This window comes from Sphaerisporangium sp. NBC_01403, from assembly GCF_045040145.1.
Taxonomy (GTDB): Bacteria; Actinomycetota; Actinomycetes; order Streptosporangiales; family Streptosporangiaceae; genus Sphaerisporangium; species Sphaerisporangium viridialbum.
Map to the genome: position 1 here is coordinate 3589942 of NZ_CP109534.1, position 22756 is coordinate 3612697.

Sequence of the window (22756 nt, forward strand, 5' to 3'; positions counted from 1 at the left end):
CATGCTGACGATCGACGCCGTCGAGTCCACCGAGCTGTTCGCCGGGCCCGACGACGCCCCCCGCCAGGTCCTCCGGGTCAGGACCTCCGCGACCTCCTCCGAGCCGATCGACGTGCGGGTGTCCGGCGGCGCCCGGGGGCACCTGCGGGGGGTGGCGGGCTCGGGCGTGCACGAGGTGCCCCTCTCCACCGACGCCCCCGCGGGCACCGTGCTCGACGTCCTGGTCGAGGCCGCCGGCGGCGGGGGGACGGCCACCGCCTCCGGCACCGTCACGGTCGCCGAGCCGGGCTGGACGGTCTTCCTGGTGTCCCACTTCCACTACGACCCGGTGTGGTGGAACACCCAGGCGGGCTACGCCAGCGAGTGGGACGCGCAGCCAGAGGCGCAGGACATCCGGATGAGCTTCCAGTTCACCGCCTTCCAGCTCATCGACGCGCACCTGGAGCTGGCCCGCCGCGACGGCGACTACCGTTTCGTGCTGGCCGAGGTGGACTACCTCAAGCCCTACTGGGACGCCTTCCCGGAGAACCGTGAGATCATCCGCGACCTCGTCGCCCAGGGACGCCTGGAGATCATGGGCGGCACGTACAACGAGCCGAACACCAACCTCACCGGCGCCGAGACCACGATCCGCAACGCGGTGTACGGCATCGGCTTCCAGCGCGACATCCTCGGCGGAGAGCCGGCCACCGCCTGGCAGCTCGACGCCTTCGGGCACGACCCGCAGTTCCCCGGCCTGATGGCCGACGCCGGGCTGACCTCCAGCGCGTGGGCACGCGGCCCCTTCCACCAGTGGGGCCCCGCCCTGGAGATCGGCACCTACGACACCCCGCACGGCGACCTCTCCGGCATGCAGTTCCGCAGCGAGTTCGAGTGGATCTCCCCCAGCGGGCGCGGGCTGCTCACCCATTACATGGCGGCCCACTACAGCGCCGGCTGGTCGATGGACTCCGCGCAGACGCTCGCCGACGCCGAGGAGTCGGTGTACGGGCTGTACCTGCGCATGAAGAAGGTGGCGGCCACGCGCAACGTGCTCGTGCCCGTCGGCACCGACTACAGCCCGCCCAACAAGTGGCTGACCGAGATCCACCGCGACTGGAACGCCCGCTACGCCTGGCCCCGGTTCGTGTGCGCACTGCCCCGCGACTTCTTCGCGGCCGTCTCCGCCGAGCTGGCGGCCACCGGCGCCCGCCTGTCGCCGCAGACCAGGGACATGAACCCGGTCTACACCGGCAAGGACGTCTCCTACATCGACACCAAGCTCGCCCAGCGCGCCGTCGAGAACGAGCTGCTCGACGCGGAGAGGTTCGCCGCGCTGGCCTGCCTGCACGGCGACGCGGGCTACCCCGAGGCGGCGCTGGACAAGGCCTGGCGGCAGCTCATGTACGGGGCGCACCACGACGCGATCACCGGCACCGAGTCCGACCAGGTGTACCTCGACCTGCTGGCCGGCTGGCGCGAGGCGTACGACCTGGCCAGGGAGGTGCACGACGCCGCGCTGCGCCACCTGTCGGCCCGCGTCGACACCCGCGGCGAGGGGGCGTCCGTCACCGTGTTCAACGCCATGGGGTGGCAGCGCACCGACGTGGCACGCGTGACCGTCCCCCTGCCGTTCCACGGCCTCACCGACGAGAGCGGCGCCCCCGTTCCCGTCGTGGTCGAGCACTCCGACGGCGTCCACGCCGAGCTGGCGTTCCTGGCGGCCGGCGTCCCCTCGGCCGGCTACCGCACCTACCACCTGGCGTCCTGTCCGGACGGAGAGCCCGGGCGGTGGCGGCGCCTGGACACGCTCACCATCGCCAACGACCACCACCGGCTGACCGTCGACCCCGGGCGGGGCGGCGCCGTCAGCGGCCTGGTCGACCTCGCCACCGGCCACGAGCTGGTCACCCCGGGCGAGGTGGGCAACGAGATCGTGCTGTACGACGAGTACACCGAGCACCCGGTGTTCCACGAAGGCCCCTGGCACCTGCTGCCCACCGGGACCTCGGTGGGGTCGGCGGCGGCCCCCGCGCGCTCCGTCCTCGCCGAGACCTCGCCCCTCGGCCAGCGCGTCACCGTCACCGGCGCGCTGGGCCCGATCGCCTACACCCAGGTGATCACCCTGTGGCACGGCGTGGCACGGGTGGACTGCGCCACCCACATCGACGGCTTCGACGGCGCCGACGAGCTGCTGCGGCTACGGTGGCCGTGCGCCGTCACCGGTGCCAAGCCGGTCTCGGAGGTCGGGCACGCCGTCGTCGGGCGGTCGTTCGCCCATCCCGACGTCGACGCCGCCCGCCACCCCTGGACGCTGGACAACCCGGCCCACCAGTGGTTCGGCCTGAGCTCGGCCGCGCGGATCGCCCCGCGCTCCCCCGGCGGCGCCGCCCAGGGGCTCCACGCCTTCGGCGTGGCCGAGATCGTCGTCCCCCGCGAGGACGACACCGCCGAGCTCGGCCGCGAGCTGGCCGTACGGCTCGCGCAGGCGGGCGTCACCGCGACCTGCACCCACGCCGGGGGGACCCGCTACGGGCTGCTCTCCTTCGACTCCAACCTGCCGGACATCCGCATCGCCGTCGGCGGCCCCGGCGAGAACGCGTTCACGGCCTCGGTCCTCGACGCCGCGGACCCGTGCTACCGGGAGGAGCTGGCCCGCCTTCTGGCCGCCGACGGGGTGGCGTCCCTGTGGATCCCGCCGGCGCGGAGCGTGGCGAAGACCTTCCACCCGGAGGCCGACCTGCGCGCGCCCGCCGACCTGCCGGTGCTGGTGATCGCCGCCGACGGTGACATCCAGGCGGCGATCGCGCCCGTGCTGGCCGGCCTGGCCGGGCACGTGATCGAGGCCGTGCGGCCGTACGACCCCGCGCGGGGCGAGCACGCCGGTGCGGACGGCGGCGCCGCGCCGTACGAGGACGCCGGGCTGGACCACCGGACCGTCGCCGTGCTCAACCGGGGCATTCCCGGGTTCGCCGTGGACACGGCGGGACGCCTGCACCTGTCGCTCATGCGGTCGTGCACCGGCTGGCCCTCGGGGGTGTGGATCGACCCACCGAGGCGGACCGCCCCCGACGGCAGCGGCTTCCAGCTCCAGCACTGGAGCCACTCCTTCGACTACGCGGTGGCCTCCGGGGCGGGCGACTGGCGCGACGCCGGGATCGTGGCGCGCGCGCAGGACTTCAACCACCCGCTGCGGGCGCTGCTGGAGGAGGCGCACGACGGCCCGCTGCCGCCGTCGGCGTCGCTGCTGACGGTCGAGCCGGCGGGCGCGGCCGTGCTGGCGGCGTTCAAGGCGGCGGGCAACCCCACCGCGCACGGCCGGCGGGAGCCCGCCGACCCGCGCCGCGCCGTCAGCGCCCGCCTGTACGAGCCGCACGGCCGGGAGGCCGGCTTCCGGCTCGGCTCGCTGCTGTCCTTCGCGGGAGCCGTTACCGCCGACGTGCTGGAGGTGGAGAGCGGAGAGGCCAAGATCCGCGACGGCCTGCTGCACGCCCGCCTCGGCCCCGGCGAGATCGCGACGTACGTGCTGCGCACCCGCGACGCCGATTCGACCGATCCCGCCGAGCCCGGCGAGACGCTGGGCCGTACGGCCGAGCCCGCCCAGCCGGTGTTCTCCCGCTTCTGGCTGCACAACAGGGGTTCGGCACCGCTCGGCTACCAGCCGATGAGCGTCCACGCCCGCCTCACGGCGGATCCCGGCGCCCCGGCGCGGCTGCGGGTGACGCTCGCCAGCGACCTCGCCGACGCGCCCGCCGAGGGCGAGGTGCGCGTCGTCCCGCCGCCCGGCTGGGACGCCTCCCTCTCCGACCGCCCGGTGCGGCTGGCCCCCGGGGCCTGGACCTCGTTCGACGTCGCCCTCACCCCGCCATCCGGCGCCGGGCCGGGGCCGTGGCCGGTCGCGGTGCGGCTCGCCCACGGCGGCCAGGTCCAGGAGGACGTCGTCTTCGTGGACGGCCGGGGCCGCCCCGCCGGCGGGGTGGACCCGGGGCTGCTCGCGGTGGAGTTCGCCGAGGACGCCCTGGAGCTGGCTCCGGGGGACAAGGGCCTGTGGACCGTACGGCTGAGGAACACCGCCGGGTTCGACATCAGGGGCGAGGCCCAGGTGATCAGCCCGTGGGGGACGTGGCACCTGGCCGGGCCCGCCGTCCACCCGGTCGACGTGCCTGCCGGATCGGACGGCGAGCTGCGCGTGGCGCTCGACGTCCCGCCCGGGGCGCGGCCGGGGGCGTGGTGGCTCCTGGTCAAGTGCATGTGGTTCGGCCGGGTGTCCTACTCCCCCGCCGTGCCGGTGCGGATCCGGGCCCCCCGGTGATCGCCGCCGTCGTCGGCGAGACGCCGATCACGGTCGAGGAGGTCGACCGGCGCGTCCGCCTGCTGCGCCGGGGGCCGCGCGGCGGCCTGCTGCCCCTGGAGGGGACCACCGAGGGCCGCCAGCTGCGCAGGTGGGTGACCCAGATCCTCGTGGCCGAGCGCGTCGTGGCCGGGGAGGCCGCCGCGCGCGGGCTCACCCCCGGCGCGGGCCCGCCGCTGGAGCTGGACGCCACGGCCAGGCTCGAACTCGGCAGCGTCATGGCGGCCGTACTCTCCGGCGACCGGCTCGCCCAGGCGCTCTACCGCGACCTCACCGCCCGCGTGACCGCCGACGAGGCTGAGGTTCGCCGCTACTACGCCGCCAACCAGGACAGGTACCGGCCGCGGCCGGCGCGCCTGGTGACCCACCGGCACGAGGGCCGCCCGGTCAACGGCGGCCGGTGGTACGCCGTGACGGCCGGCGAGCTCGCCGAGCCGGCCGCCCGCGCGGTCTTCGCCGCCCCCGAGGGCGCCGTCGTGGGGCCTTTCGGCGGCCACACCTTCACCACGGGGCCGTTCCGGTCCCCCGAGGTCCCCTTCGAGCGGGCCGCGCCGGGCATCCGCGCGTTCCTGCTGGACGCGCGGCGGCGGCGCCATTTCGCGCTGTGGGCCGAGGCCCGCTGCGCGCGGGCGATCCTCATGCCCGGCTTCGAACACCCAGGAGACATCCGGCACACCGATCACACCCACCGCCACTGAAAGGACCGCGCATGCGAAGATCACGGCGCATCCTGTTACCCGCAGCGCTCGCCATCGCTCTCGCCACCACGGTGCCGGCCGCCGGACCGGCCCACGCCGCCACCCCGGCGCCGGACCAGCAATGGACCCAGGTACAGCAGATCGTCGGCGCGATCAAGGGCCGCTGGACCACCCAGGCGTACTCCAACTCCGTCAGCCGGACGATGCCCGACACGGCGCTGCTCGGCAACGGCGACGTCGGCGTCACCTCCGGCGGCGGCGACGGCTACAAGACGTTCTACGTGTCCAAGGGGAACTTCTGGACCGGCAACCCCGGCCCGTCCCTGGTCTCGCTCGGCGCGGTGACGATCACGCCCGCCGCAGGGTCGGGCTCGCCGAACCTCGCCCTCGGGGCCACCGCGACCGCCTCCAGCTCCCACCCGAGCTTCCCCCCGAACCGGGCCGTCAGCGGCCAGTGGGGGCCGGGGTACGAAGGGTGGGTCTCGGAGATCGGCAAGCCCCAGACCCTCACCCTGGACCTCGGCACCACCAAGACCTTCACCCGCTACGTCCTGCGCCACGACTCGGCGGCCCGCCCGGCCGAGACGGCCAACAACACCAAGAACTTCACCCTCGCGACCAGCCCCAACGGGTCGACCTGGACGACCGTCGACACGGTGACCAACAACACCGCCGCCGTCACCGACAGGACCATCGCCTCGGTCAGCGCCCGGTACGTCCGCCTGAACATCACCGAGCCCACCCAGGGCACCACCCCGGACTCGGCCGCCAACCCGCGCGCCCGCATCGGCCAGTTCGAGCTGTACTCCGGTCCCGGCTCCCCGCCGCAGTCCGGCCCGTTCACCGAGGAGCAGAACATCCTCAAGGGTGACGTCGACACCTCGATGACCATCGGCGGCACCCCGGTGTCGATGAGGACCTGGACCGCCGCGAACGACAACCTCGTGGTGACGCGCGTCCAGTCCCTCGGCTCCTCCACCGTGCGGCTCCAGGCGCAGACCTCCACGGGCTCCCCGGACCCGCGCTCGGGCTTCACCAGCACCGCCGGCGTCTCGGGCAACACCGTGTGGGCGACGCGCCAGACGGCGACCGGCTCGCGCTGGGTCTCCCGGGCGTCGCTCGCCACCCGCGTCATCGGCGGCACCCTCGCCGGCGCCCCGACGGCGAGCGGGGCGGCGGGCAAGATCCTTTTCGACCTGCCCGCGGGCCAGACCGCGACCATCGTCACCGCCGTCGCCGGAGGCGGGCAGAACCCCGCCGACCCGGCGCCCGCGGCCCGCTCGCTGGCCGACGCCCAGAGCGCGGGCTCGATCGACGGCCTCTACAACGCGCACGTCGACTGGTGGAAGCAGTACTGGCTCAAGTCCTACGTCGACCTCGACGACGACACGCTGGAGAGGTACTACTACGGGGCGCTCTACCTGCTGGGGTCGGCCAGCCGGGCGGGCAAGACCGCGCCCGGGCTCTACGGTCTGTGGGCGACCACCGATTTCCCCTCGTTCAACGGGGACATGCACCTCAACTACAACTGGATGGCCAACTTCTACGGCGCCTATTCCAGCAACCGGCCCGAGCTGGCGCTGCCGTACTACGACCTGGTGGCGGCCTACCTGCCCGAGGCCAGGCGGCGGGCCCAGCAGGACCTCAACCGCGTCAAGCCCGACTACATCGGCAGGCGCTTCCCCAGCGGCGGGGTGCCGAGCGGCGTGCTGTTCCCCGTCGGCATCGCGCCGTTCGGCGCCACCGCCGACGACAACTACCACCAGCAGGTGGGCAACTCGCTGTTCACCGTCACGCAGTACATCTCGTACTACGAGTACACCCAGGACCGTGACTTCCTGTCCGGCAAGGCGTACCCCTTCATGAAGGAGGTGGCCGCGTTCTTCGAGTCCTACCTCGAATGGGACGCCGGGGCGCAGCGGTACAACCTCTACACCGGCCCCCACGAGGGCCTGTGGGGCAGGAACTCCAGCGCCGACGTGGGCATGCTGAAGCACCTGCTCAGCTCGCTGATCAGCGCGAGCACCGAGCTGAACGTGGACTCGGGGCTCCGCTCGACCTGGCAGAACATCCTGCAGCACCTGGCGCCGACCCCGAAGACCACCTACAACGGCCAGACGGTGTACGCGCTCGCCGACCCGGGCACCATCACCGGCGGCGACACCCGTGACATCCACCCGGGCGACAACACCATCAACCTGGAGTTCGTCCACCCCGGCGAGACGCTCGGCGTCAACTCCCCCGCCGCCGACCGGCAGATCGGCATCACCACGCTCGACGTGATGAACTCCTGGGGACAGGACAACAGCTTCCCGAAGGTGTTCACGCAGGCCGCGCGGGTGGGCTACCCGGCCCAGAGCCTCATCGACAAGCTCAAGGCCCAGATCAACGGAAGGATGGCCCCGAACCTGCGCATGACCGACCCCTCCCACGGGCTGGAGAAGTCCGGCGCCGTCGAGGCGCTCAACGACATGCTCCTGCAGAGCGACGGGGGCGTCATGCGGGTCTTCCCCGTCTGGCCCTCGGGCAAGAACGGCTCGTTCGTGAAGCTCCGCGCGAAGGACGGCTTCGTGGTGTCCAGCGCGCGAAGCGGCGGCCAGGCGGCCTACGTCGACATCACCAGCGACGCGGGCCGCACCGTGCGCCTGGCCAACCCGTGGCCCGGCCGCCCGATCGCGGTCACGAGGACGGGCGGCGGCAGCGTCGGCCAGACCGTCTCCAACGACGTGATCACCTTCGCCACGCAGGCGGGAGTGACCTACACCGTCACCCCCGCCTAGCCGGGTGACCTCGGGTTCCCGCTCCCGTCCCCGGGAGCGGGAACCACCGGACCTTCAGGGGCCCGGCCCGAACCCGCGGGATCCGGATTCCGCGCACCCTGGCCGGTGCGGCAGCATGGGGAGGTGACCGAAACTACCGACGCGCTGGCGAGGCTGCTCGCGGCGGGCGATGTCGTGGTGCTCAGCGGGGCGGGCATATCCACCGAGTCGGGCATCCCCGACTACCGGGGGCCGAGCGGGGCCCTCGTCCGGCACACCCCGATGACGTACCAGACGTTCGTCGGCGACCCGGCGGCGAGGCGGCGCTACTGGGCCCGCAGCCACGTCGGGTGGCGGGCCGTGGCGCGGGCCACGCCGAACCAGGGCCACCTCGCCGTCGCCCGCCTCCAGCGGGAGGGCCTGGTGGGCGGCATCGTCACGCAGAACGTCGACGGGCTGCACCAGGCGGGCGGCGCGCGGGCGGTCGTCGAGCTGCACGGCAGCCTGGGCCAGGTGGTCTGCCTGGACTGCGGCGATCTCAGCTCGCGCGAGGAGCTGGACCTCCGCCTGCGGGAGACCAACCCGTGGTTCGACGCCCGGGTGACCGCCGTCAACCCCGACGGCGACGCCGACCTGCGGGAAGACGAGGTCGACGGCTTCCGCACCGTCGGATGCCGGGCGTGCGACGGCATGCTCAAGCCGGACGTCGTCTTCTTCGGCGAGACCGTCCCCGCGGAGCGCGTGCAGGAGTGCTTCGCCCTCGTGGAGAGCGCGCGCCTGCTGCTGGTGCTGGGGTCGTCGCTGACCGTCATGTCGGGCCGCCGCTTCGTGCTGCGCGCGGCCAAGCTCGGCATCCCGGTGGCGATCGTCAACCAGGGCCCGACCCGGGGCGACGGCTACGCCGCGCTCACCCTCGACGCGCCGCTCGGCGTGGTCCTTCCCGAGCTGGCGCGCCTGGCCGGCACGCGGGCCGCGAGCTGAGGCGATCCCGCGCGGCGGCCTTGATATTGGCTCGCCGATAAGGGCATTTTGGCCAATCGGGAGGGACGCCTCCATAAACTGGCGGAATCGGCGGATGGACACCTGACCGCGTTCGCCGGCGCATCGCAGAGCCGATGGGGAGCCCGCCATGAAGCAGCCCATCCCCGAGCCTGGCACGCGGGCCGAGGTCGCGCGCGAACCGGAGCCCGGGGCGCGGGGCCGCGTCCGTCCGGGCTGGAACGGGCGGTTCTTGGTCAAGCCCGTGCCACGCACCGGCGGTCACCGCCCGCGCGGGGAGGGCTGACCGCGGTGGAGGAGGTCCACCCCGCCGCGACGGCCCAGACCGGCTGGAAGCACGCCGGCCGGCCAGAGGACGTGCTGGCGCACGTCCCGCCGGGTGCCGATCTGATCGTGCCGATCGCCAACGGCGAGCCGGTGGTCCTGCTGGACACCCTGGAGGCCCACTACCGGGAGCTGGACGGGGTGCGCGTCCACCGCATGGACCCCTTCCGCGAGCGCGCGTACATCCGCGGCGAGTGCGGGGACCACCTGCGCCACGTCGACTACTACCTCGGCCCGGGATCCAGGCAGGCCTACTGGAACGGCACCTGCGACCTGGTGCCCAACAACTTCTCCGAGATGCCCAAGCTGCTGCGCGAGTCCACCAGGTGCTCGCTGGTGCTGGCGGCCGCCAGCCTGCCGGACCGCCACGGGTACTTCAGCCTGGGCACGAACGCCGACTACACGGCGGCGTTCATCGGCGAGGTGCCGTTCTTCCTGGAGGTCAACGCCCGGATGCCGCACACCTTCGGGCAGAACCAGGTGCACGTCAGCCAGGTCGCCGGGTGGATCCGCGCCGACCGGGAGCTGCAGGAGCTGCCCGTCCACCAGCCCGACGAGGCCGACCGCCGGATCGCCGGCCACATCGCCGAGCGGATCCGCGACGGATCCTGCCTGCAGGTGGGGGTGGGCAGGACGCCCGGCGCGCTGCTGGCCGCCCTCAGGGACCACCGCGACCTCGGCCTGCACACCGAGGCGCTCTCGGACGGGATCATGGAGCTGATCCAGCGGGGAGTGATCACCGGGACGCGCAAGCGCCACTACCGCAACAAGCACGTGACCACGTTCTGCGTCGGCACCAGGCGCCTGTTCGACTTCCTGGACGAGAACGGGTCGGTGGCGCTGCTGCCGGTCGACCAGGTCAACCATCCGATGGTGATCGCCCGCGAGCCGAACTTCGTGTCCATCAACGCCACCACCGAGGTCGACCTGATGGGGCAGTGCGCCTCGGAGACGATCGCCGGCAGGTACTACTCCTCCAGCGGGGGGCAGGCCGACTTCGCGCGGGGCGCGATGTGGTCGCAGGGCGGGCAGGCGTTCATCGTCCTGAAGTCCACCACCAGCAAGGGCCTCGGGCGGATCCGCACCGAGCTGACCCTGGGGTCCGTCGTGACGACGATCAAGAACATGGTCGACAACGTGGTCACCGAGTACGGAGTGGCCGAGCTGCGCGGCAGGTCGATCGCGGAGCGGGCGCGACGGCTGATCGCCATCGCCCACCCCGAGCACCGCGAGAGGCTGGCCTTCGACGCGCGCCGGTCCGGCCTGCTCCACTGATCGCCCCGAGCCCGCGAGGGCGGCACGGGCGGGACCGATTCGGGAACGTTTGACCAGCTCACGTAGGTTGGATATATGGGTTTCTCGCCTCTGAGGCTGCGCCCACGGTCGATCCGCGGACGGATCACGCTGTTGACCATGTTGATCACCGCCCTGGTGCTGGTGCCGATGGCCCTCATCGTCAGCACGGTGATCCAGCAGATGTTCGCCGACTCGGTCTGGCACGACACCAGGGAGGAGGTGAGCGCGGTCGCGGCCGCCATCCACGCCGGGCACCTGTCCAAGGTCCTCGTGCCCGTCGTCCCCGGCATCGACCTGGTGCAGGTCGTGGGGCCGAGCCGGCAGGTCATCGCCGCCTCCCACGCCGCCAAGGGCCAGCCTCCGATGAGCATGGTCTGGCCCGCCCCCGATGACCCGATCAAGGACCTGCAGACCTGCGGCAATCCGCAGCCGGGCTGCCTGCGCCTCACCGCGCTGCGAGTCGGGGCGACGCCCAGCTCCTCCGTCGTCTACGCCGGGCAGCGGGCGGCCAACATCCAGTCCACCGGCTTCATCGCCACCCTTGTTGGCGCCCAGACGGCCGCGTTGATCGCCCTGGCCGGCTGGACCAGCTGGAAGGTCGTCGGCCACACATTGCGGCCCGTCGACAGCATCCGGTCCCAGCTCGCCCAGATCACCTTCAAGAACCTCAGCGGCCGGGTCCCCGAGCCTCCCGGGGACGACGAGGTCGCCGAGCTGGCCCGTACCGCCAACCGCACGCTGGGCAGGCTGGAGCAGGCCGTGCAGGTGCGACGGCAGTTCGTCACCGACGCCTCCCACGAGCTGCGCACCCCGCTCGCCGGGCTGCGCCTGCAGTTGGAGGAGGCGCAGATGCATCCCGAGGACACCCAGTTGGAGGAGCTGCTCGACCGCATGCTCGGCGACGTGGAGCGCCTGCAGCAGATCGTGACCGATCTGCTCTACCTGGCCGGCGTCGACGCCACCGCGGCGGCCCTGCGAAAGCAGATCGATCTCGGCGAGCTGGTCCGCATGGCCCTGGACCAACGCACCGACCGGCTTCCCACCAAGGTCTCGCTCCAGAACGGGGTCATCGTCAACGCCGTGCCGAGCCAGCTCAACCGGGCGCTGGCCAACCTCCTGGACAACGCCCAGCGGCACGGCGAGCACACCGTGGCGGTGGAGGTGTACCAGGACGCGACCACCGCCGTGCTGACGGTCTCCGACGACGGCGCCGGGGTCGCCCACGCCGACCGCGAGAGGATCTTCGAACGGTTCACCCGGCTGGACGCGTCCCGCAGCCGCGACCGCGGCGGCACGGGCCTCGGCCTCGCCATCGCCAGCGATGTGGCCCACGCCCACTCCGGGTCCATCAACGTCGGGCCCTCCGCCGCCGGGGGCGCGCGGTTCGAGCTCCGGCTGCCCCTCGCCGACGTCCTCTAGCTATAGCTAGCTAGGAGACAGGCGCCGGGGCCTGCGGTGCACCCGCCACCACCTGCCGGACGTACGGTCAGGCGCCGCGCGCGCCGACCCGGGCCCGGCGCTTCCTGGCGTCGCCGCGCTCCAGCCACCATTCGACGGCCAGGAGGGTGACCGTCCACCCCAGCCAGCCGGAGAGGGCGGAGACGGTCCAGGCGAGCATCGTCTCGTTGCCCTGGAACGTGGTCTCCAGCGACGGGCTGAGCACCACGGTCGCGATCACGCCCCAGATCCGGTTGGTGATGATGGAGAACGTCAGCGCGAAGCTGCGCAGCATCCAGCGCCGGTGCTCGACGTACCGCCGCTGCCGGGCCATCCGGTAGCCGGTGGCGGTGAACGCGAGCCACAGCAGGGCCAGCATCACGTCGCTGACCGCCAGCACCGGCCCGAAGGGCGTACGCGCCCCGACGATCAGCCCCGTCAGACCCGCGGGAAGCACGCCGGCGAAGACGTAGACCCGGCCGGTGTACCGGTGGACGACGGGATGACGCCGGCGGAACCAGGGCCACACCTGCATGAAGCAGGTGAGCATCGCGATCGAGGCGAACATCACGTGCGCCACGAGCAGCGGGTAGTGCGCCGGGAACCCAGGGGGCTGCGGTACCCGCGACTGGCCGGGATCGCCGGTGAGGTACGGCGGTAACGAGAACGCGAGGAAGACGACCACCAAGAAGCCCAGCGGCGCCATCCATGGCCGCCGCCACCAGGCCTTGCGTCTCGGGGTCCGGACCTGAGGAGCACCGGTGGGGGGCGACGGCGGGTTTTCCGTGGTCGTGGGCATGACGGCTCCGATCGAAGGGCGCTGGATGCGTATTGCGTACGCAGAGCGTATCTCATACGCAGAATGTATGGAATACGCCATGCGTATGAGATACGCAGGACGATAGGATGGGCCCGATGAGCGAGAACACCCGCGGCGAGCTGCCCCACACGCTGCAAGTCCTCTGGGGCCGGTCGCCACGACGCACCAGGGGGCCCGCGCAGGCCCTCAGCCTGGAGCGGATCGTGGCGACGGCCATCGACATCGCCGACGCCGACGGCATGTCGGCCCTGTCCATGGCGCGCATCGCCGAGCGACTCGGCTGCGCCACGATGTCGCTGTACCGGCACGTCGCCAGCAAGGACGAACTGCTGGCGTTCATGATGGACGCCGCCCCCGGACCACCTCCGGTGTTCGACACCGCGCCGTCCGACTGGCGCGCGGCGCTGTCCGGGTGGGCCGTCGAACTGCTCGGCGTCTACCACCGCCACCCGTGGATCCTCCAGGTCACCCACCGCCCGCCGCTGGATCCCGGGCAGCTCGCCTGGATGGACGCCGGCCTGCGCACCTTCGGCGGCACGGCGCTCCGCCCGCACGACAAGATGTCGGTGATGCTGCTGGTGATGCACTATGTGCGGGGCGTGGCGCAGCTCTCGGCGAGCGCCCTCCACGCCGGTCCCGACGCGGGCGGGGAGGACGTCATGAGCGGGTACGGGGAGACCCTCGCCCGCCTGGTCGACGCCGAGCGTTTCCCCGCTCTGGCCGAGATCGTCACCTACGGCGTTCTCGACGATGACGCCGGACAGCAGGAGGCCGATCCGCTGGCCGACTTCAGGTCCGGGCTGGAGCGCATCCTCGACGGCGTGGACGTGCTGGTGCGCGAGCGGGCGGCCCCGGAGAGGGGCTGACGACGCGACCTGCCGTTATGCTGGGGAGGAGGAAGCGATCGAACGCCTGAACGCCTTTGGCCTCGCTGCACTCCTCCTCGTAGAGCGGTGCCCAGACCCGGCCCTGCGCATGGCCGACCGCTTCCTCGCCCCTGCCGGCCCGTCCCGCAGGTCGCTCGTACGCCCGGGTACGTGTAGCGCTGTCACGACGGGCGCGTCGCGGGCGAAGGCGGAAGGAACAGCGCACCACGGGCGCTCTCACCGGCCGTACGCAGGGCGACGGTGAACCAGGCCGCCACCAGGCAGGCGTACAGGATCACGGCCGCGACCCGGAGGACGACCGAGCCGGTGGTCGCCGCGAGAGCGCTGGTGCCGGTCACGCACGTGCCGACGGGAAAGGTGAAGCTCCACCAGGTGAGGGAGAAGGGCAGGTGCTCGCGGACGGTCCGCACGGTGACGGCGGCGACCAGGGCCAGCCACGCCATCGCGAAGCCCCAGGTGGGCAGGCCGTAGAGAAGCCCGAAGGCCCGCGCGGCGGCGGCGTAGGGGTGCGGTAGGGCGCTCACGGCGACGCCACCGAGCAGGTTGGCCGCCGTCACCGACTGGCCGAGCGGTCCGAGGACGATCCACAGCGTGGGCACCATGGCCGCGGGGCCGATCGTGTGGTGGACGAGCCGGGTCCAGATCTGGGTGGTGATGATGAGGCCGGCGAAGAGGCTGATGCCGAACATCGCATAGCAGGCGAGCAGCAGGGTCAACCGCACCTGGCCGGCCGCCGCGTACGGGACGAGCAGGGCTCCGGTGGAGGCGGACACCATCGGAGGCACCACCGGCATCAGCCACCCGCCGAACGCCGCGTCCGCGGCGAACGTGTGGCGCGACATCATCCGGTAGGGAATCCAGACGCTCGTGACGAGGCCGAGAAGGGTTCCCGCCGACCACAGGGCTATGTCCACGGTCAGAGCGGCCGGAAGCCCGATCCAGTCGCGCCCCAGCGTGAGCGTTCCGGCTCCGACCGCCAGCAGGGCCATCGCGGGCGCTCCCCAGAAGTGGGCCATCACCGGATGGGCGGCGTGTGCCCTGGCCTCGGCGCGATGGCGGATCCAGTGCGTGGACCAGGCGGCGGTGAGCGTCACCAGCAGGAGCCCCGAAAGCGCCCAGACCACGGTGGCCGTCGTCCGCATCCCCGCCACGTGCACCGGCAGCGTCGCCGCCGCGTTGGCCACGATGCCGGTGCCCATGACCGAGGCGTACCAGTTGGGACCGAGGTGCCGGAACAGGTCGGCCGGGCGTTCCAGTTCGCGCAGCAGCCCGAAGGGGAGGCGCGCGCCGCGAGCGGGTCCGGCGTGAGGAGGGAACAAGGTCACAGGTGACATGGGTCCAGCCTGGTGGCGGCGTATCGGGCTCGGTAGAGGCCGTTACCGGATGCATCCATAGACTCGGCCTATGACTTTGCCGAGCCGGGTCAGCGATCTCGCCGCCTTCGACCTGCTGCTGTCGGTCGCCCGGCTGGGCAGCGTCGGCGCCGCGGCACGTGCCCACGCCATCTCCCAGCCGACCGCGAGCGCGCGGATCAGCGGCCTGGAGCGGCGCCTCGGAATCGCGTTGATCAAGCGTTCCGCCCGTGGTTCCCGCCTCACCGACGAGGGCGCCCTGGTCGCCGACTGGGCCCGCGCCGCCGTCGAGGCCGCCTGGTCGCTGGACGCCGGGATCACCTCGCTGCGCGGGATCCACGACGACCGGCTTCCGGTGGCGGCCAGCCTCACCGTCGCCGAGTACCTGCTCCCCCGCTGGCTCGCCGCCCTCCACTCGTCCGCCCCGGACACCTCGGTGGCGCTGACGGCGGGCAATTCCGACGATGTCGCCGCGGCCGTGCTGAGTGGCGCGGCGCGCGTCGGCTTCGTCGAGGGCCCGGACGTGCCCGAGGGGCTGCGGACCCGCGTCGTCGGCCACGACACGCTGACCGTCATCGTCGCTCCGGACCATCCGTGGGCCCGGCGCCGCTCCGGGATCACTCCCGACGAACTGGCGGCCACCCCGCTCGTCAGCCGTGAACGCGGCTCGGGGACGCGGCGCCACCTCGAACAGGCGCTGCGGAAGCGCGCCGCGCGTCCTCTGGCGGAGCCTCTGCTGGAGCTGTCGTCCACCACCGCCATCAAGGCCGCCGTCGCCGAACGCGTCGGACCGGCGGTGCTCAGCTCCCTCGCCGTGACGGGCGAGATCGCCGGCAGGAGGATCGTGCCGGTCCCCGTCGTGGACGTCGACCTCGGTCGCACACTGTGGCTCGTGCATCCCTCGGGCCGCGCCCTCACCGGGGTCGCCGCGCGGCTGGCCGACATCTCCGTACGTTCCGCCCGGGAGGCCCAGGCCCGGCCGGGGGACGGGCCTTCGCCTCAGTAGGCGGTGGACCAGGTGACCGCCACCCCTCACACCTAGCTAGCCGCGGCCCTCGGCCGACGAGGTCATCGTGCCGGCCGGGGGCCGGAGATCACCGGTCAGTTCAGCTCGCCGAGCATCTGCCTGACCTGGGCCAGGCGCGACTGGTCGATCCGGTGGGCGAAGCTCTTCACCTGGGCGTTCATCCCCGCGCCGACCTCTGCGCGCGCCATCTCCATGGCGTTGGTCTGGTGGGCGATCATCACGTTGAGGAACCTTCGCTCGAACTCGGCGCCGGTCATCTTCGCGAGCGTGGTGATCTCCTCGGGGCTGGTGGCGTGCAGGCCGCCGTGGGCGTCGTGCGCGCGGGCGTCCGCCGTCAGGGGACGGCCCCAGCCGAGCAGCCACGCGGTCATGGCGCGCACCTCGTCGCCCTGGGTGGTCTCGACCGCCATCGCCAGTGTCCGCACCTCGCCCCGTACGGCACGGGTCCTCGCCAGGTCGGCCATCGCCATTCCCTGGCGGTGATGCGGGATCATCATCTGCAGGAACATCACGTCGGCGTCGTTGACCGGCCCGGTCGCGGCCGGTGCCGGTGCCGGTGCCGAGGTGGCGTCCGCCGGCGGCGATCCGGGCGTGGCGGTGGCGGCCGCGCAGGCGGGAAGCGCCAGCAGGCTCACGGCTGCGGCGAGGGCGAGGGCAGCGCGTCTCATCAGATACCTCCAGCGTGGAGACCCCGTGGAGCACCGGGAGGACCGCGTCTCCCGGTGGGCGCCACGTCTGGGGACGCGGCGCCCGGCAGGACATCAGCGGGTCAGACCTTCTGCCACAGGGCCGGCACGTTCGGCGGCTCCCAGCCCGCGAGCGCGGTGTGGGCCTGGAGGCAGCGGTAGCGCACGCCGTTGTAGGTGACCTGGTCACCCACCGCGTAGGCGGTGCCGGCGGTCCAGGTTCCGCCCGGAGCGGTCGTGGTGGGCGTCGGGGTGGGCGTCCGCGTCGGCGTGGGAGTCGGCGTGGGGGTCGGGGTGGGCGTGGGAGTCGGGTTCCCGCCGCCGCCGATCTGCAGGTCGACGCACGAGTAGAAGGCGTTCACCGTGTCGGCGATGTTCCAGATCGCGAGGACCTTCTGCCTGCCGCTGAAGCCGGCCAGGTTCACGGTGTGCGAGACCGTCGCGCCGGGCTGGCGGCCCTGGTCGTCGAACACCGCGACGCGGGTGCCGCCGATGTAGTACTCCCAGGTGCTGGTCGCGTGCCGGGCGGTGAGCACCCAGTTGAAGGTGACCGTGGTTCCGACGGAGGTGGCGGGCCACGGCTTGCTCTCGTCGCTGAGCTGGGCGAATCGGGCTACACCGCCGTGGCAGTTCCGCTGCCCCTTGGGCCCTTCCACGCTCTGCGGCTCGTAGATGATGTCGCCGCAGTTGGCGACGCGCCCTTGGGCGCACATGGCCTGGCGGCTCGGCGGTGAGGATATGTAACCGTGGGCCAGGGCTGGTGAGGCGGCGAACACCGTGATCCCGGCGGTTAGTAACGCCGTGGCCACCACCATGATCGTTTTTCGCATGCCGACACTCCTTTGCTGGGGGAATGCCAGGAATATAAAGGAAAGTTTCCTAAGAGTAAAGAGCTCAGGACCGCGGCTCGGGGCTTCGCGGCCGCTACCCCTTAGACCCCTGCTTTCCGCGTCGAACTGGCCCCTTACGGGCCGCTGGTTCATCGTAGGAGTCACGAGCCGGTCGAGACGGACGGCGCCGCGTGAGGTGCCACGAGAGTGCGGAGGTCAGCATGGAGGACTACGGCGTCACGGGTATACGGGTGGACCTGGAGACCATCGTCGGCGTCCCGCCGGCGCAGCTCTGGGACCTCGTCACGACCGTGTCTCGCATCGGGGACTGGAGCCCCGAGTGCGAGTACGGGGCCTGGCTCGACGGCGACGACTCAGTGGCGGTGGCGGGCACGCGGTTCGAGGGACGCAACCGCAGAGAGGGCCGCGTGTGGACGGTGACCTGCGTGGTCACCGAGGCCGAGCGCCCCCGCTCGTTCGCCTGGGTGGTGCTGGACGGCGAGCACGGCCCCGAGCTCCCCTCGTCACGCTGGCGCTACGACCTGGAGCCCGCCGACTCGCCGGACAAGACCATCGTCCGCCACAGCTTCGAGCACGGCCCCGGCGGCAGCGGCCTGCGCGACATGATCGCCGCCAACCCCGAGATCGCCTCCCTCATCATCGAGGTGCGCCTGAACGAGCTGCGCAAGCACATGACCGAGACCCTCGACGCGATGACGCGGGCCTGACCCCGCCGATCGGACCTCTCCGCGACCCGTGACGGCCGCCCCCGCCTCCGGGCGGAGGGCCCGCCGTCACCCGAGCACGGCGGTGATCCGGTCTCCTTCTTCTGGCCCGCCACGGGGGATGCCCGGGCGGGCGGTGCTTTATCAACCACGATCACATCGGATATAAAGCATTCGCCCTGTTCGCCCCTTTTGGCATGAGGTTCCATGAAGAAGCTCCTCCGGCTTTTCACCGCCCCCCTCCTCGCCGCAGCCCTCGTCGCGACCGCGTTCTCGGGCCCCGCCCGGGCCGAGACACCCGAGACCGACGCCCAGCTCGCCGCCGAATGGCAGGCCGCGTGGGACTTCTACAAGTTCTACCAGTGCGCGAGCGCCCCCCTCCCGATCACGGGAAGAAGCCAGGTAAAGCGCGATATATCCATTGAAATCGCCGCGCCGATCGAGCACGTGTTCACCGCGTACTCGAACGTCAACAACCATGTCGGCCTGCATTCGTTCCTCAAGCGCGTGGTCACCCACAAGGACCGGGTCCAGGACGACACGCGTTACATCGACTTCACCGCCATCGAGGAGATCCCGGTCGTCGCGGGCCTGCCCATCACCAGCAAGACGCACGCACAGCAGCGCATCCACCACAGCGGTTACTACTACGAGACCGACAGCTGGTCGCTGCCCAACGTCGTCACGCACCAGAAGATCGTCTTCGCGGACCTGGGCGACGGCCGGACGAGGGTCACCGAGCACCTCACCTTCGAGGCGAGCATCCTGCTCATCGACTTCACCGTGACCAACGGCGTCTCCTCCCACCAGGAGACGCAGGCGGGCCTGAAGGAAGCGATCGAGAACGGCGACCTCTGACCGGCCGCCGGGCGGGGCCCGCCCCTCGCGCGGACCCCGCCCGGTCACAGATCATTGCCCGCGTACGACAGGTTGAAGCTCTTGTTCACCAGGGGAAAGTCGGGGACGATCGCGCCGCCGAGCGCCACGGGGAGCGCCGGCCAGTTGAAGAACGACGGATCCACGATCTTGACCCGGCTGAGCGTGCCGCCGGCGGCCAGCTCCACCCGGTGCGTGATCGTCCCCCGCCAGCCTTCGACGATGCCGACACCCGAGCTCGCCCGCCCAGCGCGGGGCGGCCGGCCGCCCGTCTCCCCCGGCGCCGACCCCTCGCACAGCCGGGCGATCAGCTCGACGGAGGTGGCGATCTCCTCCGCGCGGACCTGGAACCGGGCCAGCACGTCCCCGCCGGAACGGGTGGCCGCCGAGAACGGCCCGAGGTCGGTGAAGGGATGGTCCTGGCGGGCGTCCACCGCCAGGCCGCTGGCACGCGCGACATACCCGAGGGCGCCGAGGTCCCCGGCGGCCTCGGCGGTCAGCACGGCCGTGCCCGCGAACCGGTCGGTCACGACGGTGTGACCGAGCGCCAGCCCGGCGATCTCGGCCACTTCCGCGCCGACGGCACGCAGCGTGGCGAGGTCGGGCAGGGCGCGCAGCGCGGCGCCGCCGGGCCTCACCCCGCCGCGCAGCAGCCGGTGGCCGGTCACCTCGGCGTTGAGCCTGAGCAGCCGCTCGCGTACGCGCCCGCAGTGCGCGTTGAGGATGCCGTGGCCCACGTCGTTGCACAGTGCGCCGATGTCGGTGACGTGGTTGTAGAGGCGTTCCAGTTCGAGCAGGACGGCCCGCCCGCGCTGCGCCGCGGCCTCGACGACGCACCCGGTCGCCTCCTCCACCGCGAGGCAGTAGGCGAGGGCGTGCCCGACGGAGGTGTCGCCGCTGACCCGTTCGGCGAGCTCCAGGCCCTCGGCCGGGTCGCGCCCGGTGAACAGCCTCTCGATGCCCCGGTGCACGAACCACAGCCGGGCCTTGAGCTTGAGGATCGTCTCCCCCACCACCGAGAACCGGAAGTGGCCCGGCTCGATCAGCCCCGCGTGAACCGGGCCGACGGGGATCTCGTACACGCCCGGGCCCCCCACCGTGAGGAAGGGGTAGGGGCCCTCGGGGTCGCCGAACTCCGGCGGCGGCCCGGCGTCGGCGCGCATGGGGTACCAGCCCCTCGGCCAGTGGTGGTGGCGGACCAGGCGATGGGGCAGTGGATGGCGCATCGGGACGATGCCGTACAGGTCGCGCATCTCCCGTTCGAACCGGCCCGCCGGGAAGGACAGCCCCGCGAGGCTAGGGATCGCCGGCTCGTACGGGTCGAGGTGCACGTGCAGCTCGGCGCGCCGGTCCGGCGCCCCCGCGGTGTACAGGTACACCACGCGCAGGGCCCCTGGGTCCTCGTGGGCGGCCACCAGAGCCAGGCGGTAGCCGCCGGCGAGCAGCCGTGCCGTCCGGTCGGCCAGCTCGCCGGCCCGCACGTTCACGATGAGACGGCCGGTCACGGGGTCGCTCCGGCCATGGTCGCGGCGGCCTCCAGCAGCGGGCGCAGCGGGCCCGCCACGACGCCGAGCACGGCGCAGGCGAGCAGGCCCGCGACCAGCGGCACGGCGGAGGCGCGGGTCAGCCGTATCGCCGCGCCTCCCGGCGGGGGCGCGCCGAGCAGCATGCGCCGCCCGCCCGACAGGACGCCGGCCCCGATGACCAGCATCAACGCCAGCGCCGTGGCCACCGCCCAGCCGAACCCGGCGGTGAACCCGGCCCGGGCGATGCCGAGCTCGCTGGCGAACAGGCTGAACGGGGGCATGCCGAGCAGGGCGAGCAGTCCGAGGCCGAAGGCGCCCGCGAGGACCGGAGCCCGGGAGGCCAGGCCGCTCACCGCCGCGATCCTGCTGCTCCCGAAGGCCTGCTGGATGTGGCCGGAGCACAGGAACAGCACCGACTTGCCGAGCCCGTGCCCGAGGATGTGCAGCAGCACGGCCACCATGGCGAGCCGGCTGCCGACGGCGGCTCCGAGCGCCACCAGGCCCATGTGCTCGATGCTGGAGTAGGCGATCATGCGTATGTAGTCGCGCTGGGCCAGCAGCAGCGCCGCCGAGACCGACAGGGAGGCCAGGGCCGCGATGATGAGCAGCGTGCGGGTGAACCCCGCGCCGAGGGCGACGTCGGCGATCACCTTCACCCGCAGGATGGCGTAGAACGCCACCGACAGCAGCACCCCTGACATGAGCGCCGACACCGGCGCCGGGGTCTGGCCGTAGGCGTCGGGCAGCCAGGCGTGCATCGGCGCCAGCCCCGCCTTGGTGCCGAACCCCAGCACGAGCAGGACCACGGCGGTGCGCATCACCCCGGGGTCCAGATCGGCCGCGGCGCCCGACAGCACCGCCCAGTCGAGCCCGCCGGCCGACGGCACTCCGGCGTGCAGGGCCGCGTAGTGCGTGAGCACCACGCCGAGCAGGGCCAGCGTGATGCCGACCGAGCAGATCACGACGTACTTCCAGGCGGCCTCCACGGCCTGCCGCGTACGGCGGTGCCCGACCAGGAACGCGGTGAGGATCGTGGTGGCCTCCACCGCGACCCACAGCACCCCGAGGCTCGCGGCCAGCACCGCGACCGCCATGGCCGCGACGAAGGCCTGGGTGAGGACGCCGTACCGGCGGGTGGCACGGGGCCCGGTGCGCCCGGCGGCGAGCTCGGCGGCCAGGTACGCGGGGCCGGCGAGCGCCGCGAGCAGGGCCACCACGCCGATCACGATCAGCATGAAGGCGCTCAGCGCGTCGGCCCGCAGCAACCCCGACAGGGCCGTCCTGGGCTGGGCGGCGGTGGCCACGGCCAGCGCCACCGCGCCGCCCAGCGAACCGGCCGCCGCCCCGGCGCCCAGCCAGGCCGTCGCGCCCCGCCAGCCGAACACGGCGTAGCCGCAGGCCGCCAGCAGCGGGAACAGGATCGGCGTGATCACGAGCAGGCTCACGCGACCTCCCCGCACAGCGGCCGGCGAGACGTACGGCCGGACACCGTCTCTTGCTTGTCCTGAGGGATGTCCATCAGTCGCGCAGCTCCCGTAGCTCGTCCAGGTCGGTGCCGCCGAACGCGGCGCGCATGCGGGTGGTGAGGACCTGCAGCACCAGCACGGCGAGCAGCACGTCCAGCGAGACGCCCAGCTCGACCACGGCCGGCACCCCGCTGGTGGTGAGGAACGCGGTCGCGGTGATGGCGTTGTCCATCAGCAGGAACCCGACCACCTGTGACAGGGCCCTGCGCCTGCTGACCAGGACGAAGAACCCGACCAGCAGCACGGTGAGGGCGACGGGCACCGCCCTGGTGGACGGGGTGGGCGTGAGCCGCACCAGCGGCTGGGAGATGTCGTAGGCCACCATCGCCAGCACGGCCGCCACCAGCAACGAGGTGGCCACGTTGACCAGCGGCCTGCTCTCGCGGTCCTCTCCCCCGGCCACCAGCGCGCGGCGCATGAGGTGCGGCAGCAGCCCGGCGCGCAGCCCGCCCACCGCGACGCCCGCCACGGCGAGCTCGGCGGACCCCTCGTGCGCCGCGAGCACGAGCACCATGGCGGCCAGGGCGACGCCCTGCCAGGCGAACAGCCGGACGATGGCAGCGAGGTCGTGCCGCCCCAGCACCAGCACCCCCGCGAGGAGGAACGCCCCGCAGGCGAGATCCAGTAAGGGCACGTACATCGATTCGTTCATGTCATC

The 22756-nt window shown here is 72.5% G+C and carries 18 protein-coding genes; 11 read left to right on the plus strand and 7 right to left on the minus strand.

Annotated features, from left to right (window positions below):
• The first annotated feature begins 1 nt into the window (after position 1).
• The 7 genes from OG589_RS16525 to OG589_RS16555 all read left to right on the plus strand — a co-directional run bounded on the left by OG589_RS16525 (position 2) and on the right by OG589_RS16555 (position 11825).
• Positions 2–4291: a glycoside hydrolase family 38 C-terminal domain-containing protein gene (locus tag OG589_RS16525; protein WP_405150006.1), complete on the plus strand. Its 4290-nt coding sequence runs from the start codon at positions 2–4 to the stop codon at positions 4289–4291.
• Positions 4288–5028: a hypothetical protein gene (locus tag OG589_RS16530; protein ID WP_405150007.1), complete on the plus strand. Its 741-nt coding sequence runs from the start codon at positions 4288–4290 to the stop codon at positions 5026–5028. Before OG589_RS16525 ends, OG589_RS16530 begins: the two co-directional genes overlap by 4 nt.
• Positions 5029–5039: 11 nt before the next feature.
• Entirely contained in the window at positions 5040–7808 is a 2769-nt protein-coding gene (locus OG589_RS16535) for a glycosyl hydrolase family 95 catalytic domain-containing protein (protein WP_405150009.1), read from the plus strand.
• Between the two features lie 123 nt (positions 7809–7931).
• Positions 7932–8768, plus strand: a complete 837-nt coding sequence (locus OG589_RS16540) for an NAD-dependent protein deacetylase (RefSeq protein ID WP_405150010.1) — start codon at positions 7932–7934, stop codon at positions 8766–8768.
• 148 nt (positions 8769–8916) lie between these two features.
• Positions 8917–9072: a hypothetical protein gene (locus OG589_RS16545; protein WP_405150011.1), complete on the plus strand. Its 156-nt coding sequence runs from the start codon at positions 8917–8919 to the stop codon at positions 9070–9072.
• Positions 9073–9077: 5 nt separating this feature from the next.
• Entirely contained in the window at positions 9078–10385 is a 1308-nt protein-coding gene (locus OG589_RS16550) for an acetyl-CoA hydrolase/transferase family protein (RefSeq protein ID WP_405150012.1), read from the plus strand.
• Between the two features lie 138 nt (positions 10386–10523).
• Complete coding sequence (locus OG589_RS16555; RefSeq protein ID WP_405150013.1) at positions 10524–11825, plus strand: ATP-binding protein; 1302 nt, start codon at positions 10524–10526, stop codon at positions 11823–11825.
• 67 nt (positions 11826–11892) lie between these two features.
• Here the strand turns inward: OG589_RS16555 and OG589_RS16560 are convergent, their stop codons facing one another.
• The gene (locus tag OG589_RS16560) at positions 11893–12642 is read right to left on the minus strand and encodes a DUF2306 domain-containing protein (protein ID WP_405150015.1); all 750 of its coding nucleotides are present in this window, start codon (positions 12640–12642) and stop codon (positions 11893–11895) included.
• A 116-nt stretch (positions 12643–12758) separates the two neighbouring features.
• On the opposite strand from OG589_RS16560, the gene OG589_RS16565 reads away from it, so the two are divergent.
• Positions 12759–13529 carry a TetR/AcrR family transcriptional regulator gene (locus tag OG589_RS16565; protein ID WP_405150017.1) on the plus strand — a complete coding sequence of 257 codons (771 nt, stop codon included), beginning with the start codon at positions 12759–12761 and terminating at the stop codon, positions 13527–13529.
• 182 nt (positions 13530–13711) lie between these two features.
• Here the strand turns inward: OG589_RS16565 and OG589_RS16570 are convergent, their stop codons facing one another.
• Positions 13712–14884: a TDT family transporter gene (locus OG589_RS16570; protein ID WP_405150018.1), complete on the minus strand. Its 1173-nt coding sequence runs from the start codon at positions 14882–14884 to the stop codon at positions 13712–13714.
• A 70-nt stretch (positions 14885–14954) separates the two neighbouring features.
• Here OG589_RS16570 and OG589_RS16575 point away from each other — a divergent pair, with 70 nt between their 5' ends.
• Complete coding sequence (locus tag OG589_RS16575; RefSeq protein WP_405150020.1) at positions 14955–15908, plus strand: LysR family transcriptional regulator; 954 nt, start codon at positions 14955–14957, stop codon at positions 15906–15908.
• 95 nt (positions 15909–16003) lie between these two features.
• On the opposite strand, the gene OG589_RS16580 is transcribed toward OG589_RS16575, so the two are convergent.
• Together OG589_RS16580 and OG589_RS16585 are read right to left on the minus strand one after the other, a co-directional pair.
• Positions 16004–16597 (minus strand): DUF305 domain-containing protein, encoded by a 594-nt coding sequence (locus OG589_RS16580; RefSeq protein ID WP_405150021.1) that lies wholly within the window; start codon positions 16595–16597, stop codon positions 16004–16006.
• A gap of 101 nt (positions 16598–16698) precedes the next feature.
• Positions 16699–17445, minus strand: a complete 747-nt coding sequence (locus OG589_RS16585; RefSeq protein ID WP_405150023.1) for a lytic polysaccharide monooxygenase — start codon at positions 17443–17445, stop codon at positions 16699–16701.
• A 221-nt stretch (positions 17446–17666) separates the two neighbouring features.
• On the opposite strand from OG589_RS16585, the gene OG589_RS16590 reads away from it, so the two are divergent.
• Together OG589_RS16590 and OG589_RS16595 are read left to right on the plus strand one after the other, a co-directional pair.
• On the plus strand, positions 17667–18173 hold the full coding sequence (locus OG589_RS16590) for an SRPBCC family protein (RefSeq protein ID WP_405150025.1): 507 nt from the start codon (positions 17667–17669) through the stop codon (positions 18171–18173).
• 204 nt (positions 18174–18377) lie between these two features.
• The gene (locus OG589_RS16595; RefSeq protein WP_405150026.1) at positions 18378–19028 is read left to right on the plus strand and encodes an SRPBCC family protein; all 651 of its coding nucleotides are present in this window, start codon (positions 18378–18380) and stop codon (positions 19026–19028) included.
• A 44-nt stretch (positions 19029–19072) separates the two neighbouring features.
• Here the strand turns inward: OG589_RS16595 and OG589_RS16600 are convergent, their stop codons facing one another.
• From OG589_RS16600 to OG589_RS16610, 3 genes are all read right to left on the minus strand, one after another.
• Entirely contained in the window at positions 19073–20551 is a 1479-nt protein-coding gene (locus OG589_RS16600; RefSeq protein ID WP_405150028.1) for an NADH-quinone oxidoreductase subunit C, read from the minus strand.
• On the minus strand, positions 20548–22017 hold the full coding sequence (locus OG589_RS16605; protein WP_405150029.1) for a proton-conducting transporter membrane subunit: 1470 nt from the start codon (positions 22015–22017) through the stop codon (positions 20548–20550). Before OG589_RS16605 ends, OG589_RS16600 begins: the two co-directional genes overlap by 4 nt.
• 73 nt (positions 22018–22090) lie before the next feature.
• Positions 22091–22750, minus strand: a complete 660-nt coding sequence (locus tag OG589_RS16610; RefSeq protein ID WP_405150031.1) for a hypothetical protein — start codon at positions 22748–22750, stop codon at positions 22091–22093.
• Positions 22751–22756: the final 6 nt, after the last annotated feature.

Bases quoted from the DNA above. Each gene is read 5' to 3' on its own strand.
- OG589_RS16595 (WP_405150026.1), top strand. From the start codon at position 18,378: ATGAAGAAGCTCCTCCGGCTTTTCACCGCCCCCCTCCTCGCCGCAGCC.
- OG589_RS16555 (WP_405150013.1), top strand. From the start codon at position 10,524: ATGTTGATCACCGCCCTGGTGCTGGTGCCGATGGCCCTCATCGTCAGC.
- OG589_RS16580 (WP_405150021.1), bottom strand. From the start codon at position 16,597: ATGAGACGCGCTGCCCTCGCCCTCGCCGCAGCCGTGAGCCTGCTGGCG.
- OG589_RS16590 (WP_405150025.1), top strand. From the start codon at position 17,667: ATGGAGGACTACGGCGTCACGGGTATACGGGTGGACCTGGAGACCATC.
- OG589_RS16525 (WP_405150006.1), top strand. From the start codon at position 2: ATGCTGACGATCGACGCCGTCGAGTCCACCGAGCTGTTCGCCGGGCCC.
- OG589_RS16545 (WP_405150011.1), top strand. From the start codon at position 8,917: ATGAAGCAGCCCATCCCCGAGCCTGGCACGCGGGCCGAGGTCGCGCGC.
- OG589_RS16560 (WP_405150015.1), bottom strand. From the start codon at position 12,642: ATGCCCACGACCACGGAAAACCCGCCGTCGCCCCCCACCGGTGCTCCT.
- OG589_RS16570 (WP_405150018.1), bottom strand. From the start codon at position 14,884: ATGTCACCTGTGACCTTGTTCCCTCCTCACGCCGGACCCGCTCGCGGC.
- OG589_RS16575 (WP_405150020.1), top strand. From the start codon at position 14,955: ATGACTTTGCCGAGCCGGGTCAGCGATCTCGCCGCCTTCGACCTGCTG.
- OG589_RS16565 (WP_405150017.1), top strand. From the start codon at position 12,759: ATGAGCGAGAACACCCGCGGCGAGCTGCCCCACACGCTGCAAGTCCTC.
- OG589_RS16535 (WP_405150009.1), top strand. From the start codon at position 5,040: ATGCGAAGATCACGGCGCATCCTGTTACCCGCAGCGCTCGCCATCGCT.
- OG589_RS16585 (WP_405150023.1), bottom strand. From the start codon at position 17,445: ATGCGAAAAACGATCATGGTGGTGGCCACGGCGTTACTAACCGCCGGG.
- OG589_RS16610 (WP_405150031.1), bottom strand. From the start codon at position 22,750: ATGAACGAATCGATGTACGTGCCCTTACTGGATCTCGCCTGCGGGGCG.